Raw genomic sequence first — 4,626 nt, forward strand, 5'->3', positions numbered from 1 at the left:
CTTCCCGCGCCGCATCGTGCCATCGCTGCACGATGCGATCTTCGGCATCTACCACGCGGCTGGACGCGTGCCGCAGGTGGCGCAGGAGGCGATCCAGATGCAGACCATCGTCAACCTGGTCTGGGGCGGCCTCGGGTTGGCGTGGGTGCCCGAGAGCGTGACGCAGTTCCGGCGTGCCGGCGTGGTCTACCGCGCGGCGGCCGAGTTCGCAGCGGCCGCGCGGCGCCGCGCGCCCGTGCTGCCGGCCTGCGAGACCAGCCTGGTCTGGCCGGCCACCGGCGCCAATCCGGCGCTCGCGCGCTTCGTGCAGTTCATCGCCGCGAACGGCTCGCCCGGGCAATGACCCCACGGATGTGGCCGCCGTTGCCGCAGGCCCGCAAAAGCCGCGCGTCACAATAGCCCGATGCTGATGTACCCCCAGATCGACCCCGTGGCCCTGCAGCTCGGGCCAGTCGCCATCCACTGGTATGGCCTGACCTACCTGGCCGCCTTCGGGCTCTTCTATTTCCTCGGCATGCGCCGGCTGCGCCACGAACCCTTCCGCTCCATCACCGGGCCAGGAGCCTGGACGCGCAAGGACCTGGAGGACATCCTCTTTCTCGGCGTGATGGGCGTGATCGTCGGCGGCCGGCTGGGCTATTGCCTTTTCTACAAGCCCGGCTACTACCTTACGCACCCCCTGGAGATCTTCTTCGTCTGGCAAGGCGGCATGAGCTTCCACGGCGGGCTGATCGGCGTGATCGCGGCCATGGGCTGGTTCGCGCGCTCGCGTTCGCGGCCGTTCTGGCAGGTGATGGATTTCGTGGCGCCCTGCGTGCCCACCGGGCTGGCTGCGGGCCGGGTCGGCAACTTCATCAACGGCGAACTGTGGGGGCGCTTCAGCAGCCCCGATCTGCCTTGGGGCATGGTGTTCCCGCAGAGCGGCTCGATGCTGCCGCGCCATCCGTCGCAGGTCTACCAGTTCCTGCTCGAGGGGCTGCTGCTCTTCGTGATCCTGTGGTTGTATGCGCGCAAGGAACGGCGCGAGCGCCGCGTCTCCGCGGTGTTCCTGATCGGCTACGGCGTGATGCGCTTCACGGCGGAGTTCTTCCGCGAGCCCGACGACTTCCTGGGCCTGCTTGCGCTCAACATGAGCATGGGGCAGTGGCTGTGCGTGCCGATGGTGCTGTTCGGCGCGTGGCTCTATGCCAGCGCGCCCGCGGCGCAGCCGGCCTACGGAGCGCGCCGGCCGGGCTGATCGCCCGGAAAAGTCCGACCGGCGGCCGCGGGGGCTCAATTCTCCGGAAGCGCACTCTCGTTGAGGCCTGACAAGACTCGTGTTTGCGGGCCATTCATCTTGACGGCCCACTGGGCTGCATAGTGGGCGACATCGAGGGGAACGTCGCGCAAAGGACCGCCTTCGACGTGTCCCAAGTGGGCCAGGACCTGCCGCATGCCATTTTCCAGGCGCTTGGCCGCCCCGTCCCATTTCTGCCAATTGCGATCGACACTGGCCTTGAGGGCCAGATAGTGTGGATGTGCCGCATTGAACTGGTCGGAAGTCATCCAGGAACGCCGTTGATCGATTCCCGGGGCGTGAAGGGTATGCAGAAAGTCGTTGGCCTCCATCGCCTCGGTGAGGAATCGATACTCCGGGTCGGGCTTTGACGGCAGCTCGAGGCTGGGAAGCTTCATCGTCGTCAGGCATCGGGAGAAATGCTCCCAGATCTGATTGTCCATCCATGCAGTCGCGAGGGAGAGATGCTGCAGTCCTTCATTTCCCGCCAGCGCGCTAAACAGCGGTCTTGCCGAGTCACGGAAGACGTTGCCGGAGAGATTGATACCGGCAAGGCGCTTCAATCTGACGAGCTCTCCAACTGCGCCCCAATCATCGCCACCCATGTCCCGGGGCCAGCAGTCGGCAAGCGAAAGGTTCATCGGCGCGTCATTAACCTGCAGGATGTACTGCAGTGCGGCGCAGGCACCTGGCCCCAGTGGATTGTTGGAAAGACTCAGATTGGTCAGTCTTGTGGTCTTTTCCCGCAAGAACTCGGCATAGTGCGCAAGCACGCTTGTGAGCATTCCGTCGAGTTCATGGATGTTCTTGTCTTTGCCTTCGCCGGCCAGCAAGCCACTGAGTCTCAGATCATGGAGCTTGGCCTTGGCTTGAGCGGAGAGCAGCTTGGCGAGAGCGGCATGGTCTTCTTCATTCATGCCAGAGTTCGAGATCAGGCGGAATCCGCTCGGCTGCGAAACCGAAACCTTGAGGATTGCGTTCAGCAGCGGGAATGGGTTCGTCGTCTGTTCGACGCACAGCTCCTGAAGATTCGGCAGGGCCGCACAACTCAGCTCACCGAGTTCCGCATCGCAGTCGCAGCAATCGAAATGCAGCATCTTCAGCTCTGGCATTCGAGCCATGGTCCCCAGCACGAGAGGCGCCGTGGCGCGATCGATCCGGCCGGACAGGATCAGCCGGTCGATCGAGCAGAAGTCCGGCATGGCACTGAGCAATGTCCGCCACGCGTGCTCATCGGCGCGAGGGTGGATCTCCAGCGTCTGGAAGCGTTGCGTCTCGAGGATACGGCGCATCGTATCGATGTCACCCTCCGACCCATCCAAGAAACATTCGTCGAAGAGTCCGCTCAGCTCGTATTCACTCAGGCTCTCTGCATCATCGAGGAACTTGCCAAGCCTCTCTGCGAATTCGGGAGATCGCTGCGGTGTCGGCGATCGAGGCTTCCAATGAGCCACATCGGGCTTGGGACTGCGGGAGATATTTGGCGTGGGACATCCAGCGTGTGCAACGTTTGCGCCGCCGGCGCTGCCAGGATCCCCCTCAGCGCCTTGACATCGCCATGGCGCATGCATTCGCAGACGAGTTCGTTCAGATCGTGCTCACTCAGGGCGTGCGGCTCATTGCCGAACCGGCCGAGCAACTCGTCGAAGCGAAGGGACCGCTGCAGCAGCGCGGATGAATGGTCGTCGGGGCCGGGATGTGACCGCTTCGGCCCGTAGTTGCTGCTGGTGCCAACACCTTTGAAATTCATGGGGTCTTCTTTCTGCTCGTGTGGGACATGTCTCCGGCCAATGCAGAGGACCCAGTGGGTAACGCGGGGCGCGAACAGGGTTCCATGCGCAGCCTCCGCTTGTGACGCGCGACCTCTCGGGCTTTGATAATTACGCGTAATTACCAATAATCACGAACCCTCGGGCCTGCTACAACCGCATCCATGCGCATCGTCCACAACTCCCTCCACGACGAAGTCGCCGCAACCCTGCGCGAGGAAATCTTCGCCGGCATCCTGGCGCCGGGCAGCTTCGTCGACGAGGCGGCACTTTGCGAGCGCCTGTCGATCTCGCGCACGCCCTTGCGCGAGGCGCTCAAGGTGCTGACGGCCGAGGGCCTGCTGCGCCACGAGCCGCGGCGCGGCTGCTTCGTGGCCGAAGTCACGCAAAAGGACCTGGACGACATCTTCCCGGTCATTGCGCTGCTCGAAGGGCGCTGCGCCTGGCAGGCTGCGCGCAACGCCAGCGATGCCGAGCTGGCGGCGCTGGAGGCGCTGCACGACAAGCTGGCCCGCCACGCCCGGGCGAAGCGCATCAACGACTACTACGCCACCAACTACGCGATCCACGAGGCCATCATCATGCTGGCCGACAACCGCTGGCTGGCGCAGGTCATCGGCGACCTGCGCAAGATCCTCAAACTCGCGCGCCTGCAGCAATTGCACGCACCGGGTAGGCTCGAGCAAAGCCTTTCGGAGCACCTGGCGGTGTTCGCCGCGCTCAAGGCGCGCGACAGCGACGGCGCCGAGGCTGCAATGCGCACCCACCTGAACCGCCAGCGCGACGCCCTGCGGGCCGTCGCTGCGCAACAGAAAGCGAAGCTGATTTCATGATCACCAATGCCTCCGACTGGATCACGCGCAACGTTTCCCGGCTGCGCCCGGGCCCTGGCGCCGAGGGCAAGAAGGCCGCCGGCGCCAAGGCGCCGAAGTCCGACGGCGCCGCCGGTCCGCGCCCGCTGGCCGAGCGGCTCGAAGCCACGCTGCGCCGCCCCGGCGAGGGATTGGCGCCGCGTGCGCTGCGGCGCGCGCTGGGCGAGCTGCAGGCGGTGATCGATCCACGCATCAGCGAGGTCGAGGCCGGCCGCCGGGCCCATGCCGTGGTCCAGTGGTACGCCGGTCGCGAACTCGACGAGCGGCGCGACGTCTGGCTGCTCATGAGCGAGTGCTTTGCCCCCGACCTGAGCAAGGTCAGCACGGCGCGCGACCGCCACCAGGCCGCCATGGGCACGGCCGAAGAGCCCCAGGCCCAGGTACACCTGCGGCGAGCCCTGGTCTCGCCGCGCCTGCGCCTGTTGCAGCGCTTCGCCATCGAGCCGGAGGGCATGCGCTTCCTGGTGGACCTGCGCGCGCAGCTGCTGCCGCACCTCAAGGGCGACCGCCGCCTGCTGCCGTTGGACGCCGAGCTCGAGCACCTGTTCTCGACCTGGTTCGACGTCGCCTTCCTGGACCTGCGGCGCATCAGCTGGGACTCGCCGGCCTCGCTGATCGAGAAGCTGATCCAGTACGAGGCCGTGCACGACATCAAGAGCTGGGCCGACGTCAAGAACCGGCTCGACAGCGACCGCCGCTGCTACGGCTT

The 4,626-nt window shown here is 65.5% G+C and carries 6 protein-coding genes; 4 read left to right on the top strand and 2 right to left on the bottom strand.

The genetic code is table 11. From position 1 onward, the window contains the following. Both APY03_RS43975 and lgt read left to right on the top strand, forming a co-directional pair. A partial coding sequence (locus APY03_RS43975) for a LysR substrate-binding domain-containing protein (protein WP_232324313.1) occupies window positions 1-343 on the top strand: 343 nt, incomplete at its 5' end. Between the two features lie 60 nt (window positions 344-403). Continuing rightward, a complete protein-coding gene (lgt, locus tag APY03_RS17635) occupies window positions 404-1,237 on the top strand; it encodes a prolipoprotein diacylglyceryl transferase (RefSeq protein ID WP_068678532.1) in 834 nt (277 codons plus the stop codon). A 35-nt stretch (window positions 1,238-1,272) separates the two neighbouring features. On the opposite strand, the gene APY03_RS17640 is transcribed toward lgt, so the two are convergent. Beyond that, window positions 1,273-2,568: a hypothetical protein gene (locus APY03_RS17640; RefSeq protein WP_146039345.1), complete on the bottom strand. Its 1,296-nt coding sequence runs from the start codon at window positions 2,566-2,568 to the stop codon at window positions 1,273-1,275. A gap of 68 nt (window positions 2,569-2,636) precedes the next feature. Continuing rightward, a complete protein-coding gene (locus tag APY03_RS41605; protein WP_146039346.1) occupies window positions 2,637-3,026 on the bottom strand; it encodes a hypothetical protein in 390 nt (129 codons plus the stop codon). A 183-nt stretch (window positions 3,027-3,209) separates the two neighbouring features. On the opposite strand from APY03_RS41605, the gene APY03_RS17645 reads away from it, so the two are divergent. Both APY03_RS17645 and APY03_RS43980 read left to right on the top strand, forming a co-directional pair. After that, window positions 3,210-3,878 carry a GntR family transcriptional regulator gene (locus tag APY03_RS17645; RefSeq protein WP_068678536.1) on the top strand — a complete coding sequence of 223 codons (669 nt, stop codon included), beginning with the start codon at window positions 3,210-3,212 and terminating at the stop codon, window positions 3,876-3,878. Further along, window positions 3,875-4,626: malonyl-CoA decarboxylase N-terminal domain-containing protein (locus APY03_RS43980; protein ID WP_232324314.1), on the top strand; the 752-nt coding region annotated here is incomplete at its 3' end. The genes APY03_RS17645 and APY03_RS43980, both read left to right, overlap by 4 nt.

The sequence above is a fragment of the Variovorax sp. WDL1 genome (genome assembly GCF_001541225.1).
Lineage (GTDB): Bacteria > Pseudomonadota > Gammaproteobacteria > Burkholderiales > Burkholderiaceae_C > Variovorax.